At 16.3% G+C, this 1,903-nt stretch carries 1 protein-coding gene; it reads left to right on the top strand.

Annotated features, from left to right (window positions below; genetic code table 11):
• Positions 1–483: 483 nt before the first annotated feature.
• Entirely contained in the window at positions 484–1,752 is a 1,269-nt protein-coding gene (locus BGI41_RS07905; RefSeq protein ID WP_088540155.1) for a hypothetical protein, read from the top strand.
• Positions 1,753–1,903 lie beyond the last annotated feature (151 nt).

Raw genomic sequence — 1,903 nt, 5'->3', positions numbered from 1 at the left:
GATATTAATATTAATAAATAACTTTATTAAAACTTAATTTACTAATAAAACTAAAAATTTTATTTAATTAAAAGAATAGATCTCATTAAATTAAAAATATATAATTAAATAGACATATAAAATCAAAGATAAAAAGATATCTAAAACTAAATTTATACAAAAAAAATAAAGATAAAAACATAAACCAACTAAAACTCAAACAAATAAGAAATAAAATTAAAGATAAAAACATAATTTACAAAAATCTAAAATTAAATAACTAAATAAATTCAAAAAATAAACAAGTATAATAATAAAATTATAATAAAGAAATTTAAATTCAATATAATCAACAATAAATTATATCATACCCATTATTAAGATTATACCATATAACAATTTAAATTCAATATAATCAACAATAAATTGTATCATACTAATTATTAAGATTATGCCACATAACAATTTAAATTCAATATAATCAACAATAAAATGTGAAAAACTATGAAATGCCCAAATTGTGAACATGAAGTTAGTAGAAAAAGAAGAATCTGCAAATATTGTGGATTTGAATTATGTTCCAATATAGAATATGTAAAAGAAAAAGCAGAAAATTTCATTAAAGAAAAAGATTTCATAGATGCAAGATCATTTATAGATGAAGGATTAGGATACAATCCAAATAGTCCAGATTTATTATGTACAAAAGCAAAAATATCAAAATACTTGTGGGATTATGATAAAGAATATAAATATTTAAATAAAGCATTAAGTATTAATCCAAATCATGAAGGTTCCCTATATAATCTATCTATCTATTTATTTAATAAAAAAGAATATGAAAAATCATTAAAATACATTAATAAATATTTAGAAAACTATTCCGATGATAAAATATATCAACTAAAAATAATGGCATTATATAATTTAAATGAATTTAATCTAGCATTAAATACAATTAACGAAACCTTAAAGATTCTTCCAGAAAACAATATAATCTTAAATATAAAAGAAAGTATTGAAAATAATAAAATTATAGATGATTTAAATTTTGAAAAATTATCATTATTAAATATAAATTCAAAAGATAAAAAAGAAAATCAAAAAAATTATACTATAAAAAAAGAAGATTATTCAAATCCAGATGAATTATATAATTTAATTATACCAGATTTACCAAATTCTGAATTTGAAGAATTAAATTTAAATACAGAAATTGAAGAATCTGATTTTTATGATATAAACTTTAAAGATTTAGATATACTTGATTCTGAATTAAAAACTAATAAAATCAAGAAAAACAATAATAATTTAAATGAAAATGCTAATCTATTTTTAAAAAAATTAAATAAATTAGTTATTAATAACTCATTAAATAAGAAATCATTTAATAATTTAATCTATGAATCCATTAATAATGAATCATATATTGCAGGAGACTCAATTAAATTTTTAAAGGTATTAGGAGAATATAAAATTAAAAAATCTCTAAATCATAGTGAATTAAATTTCTTAAATAGTCTTAATTACCTAAAATTCTTTAACTATACTGAAGTTTTTAATATATTAATAAATTTATTAAGAAAAGAAACTGAAGATTTAATTGATTACATAAATAATATAGATGAATATAAATTTGATACATTATGTTTCTTATTAGATTTAAATGCAAGTAAAGATAATGATTTTAAATCTGAATATTTTGATATTAATGATGAATTAGAAGAGTATACTGGATTTAACTTTAAAAATTTTAATATAAAAAGGATATAAACATTTTTTTAATAAAAGTATCTTGTAACAAAAAAATTATAAGGTTTTTAAAATCTTATAAACTATTTTTTAAATAATTAAACTAAATAAAAAATCTATAAAACTAATTTTAAAAAACTAAAAAAAGAAATAAAAATTATAAGGTTTTTAA

This window comes from Methanobrevibacter sp. 87.7, assembly GCF_002208625.1.
In the GTDB taxonomy this organism is placed as follows: Archaea; Methanobacteriota; Methanobacteria; order Methanobacteriales; family Methanobacteriaceae; genus Methanarmilla.
This window is presented reverse-complemented; position numbering and strand designations above follow the sequence as displayed.

Excerpts from the sequence above, each read along its gene's own strand:
- BGI41_RS07905 (WP_088540155.1), top strand. The coding sequence starts at position 484 with ATGAAATGCCCAAATTGTGAACATGAAGTTAGTAGAAAAAGAAGAATC.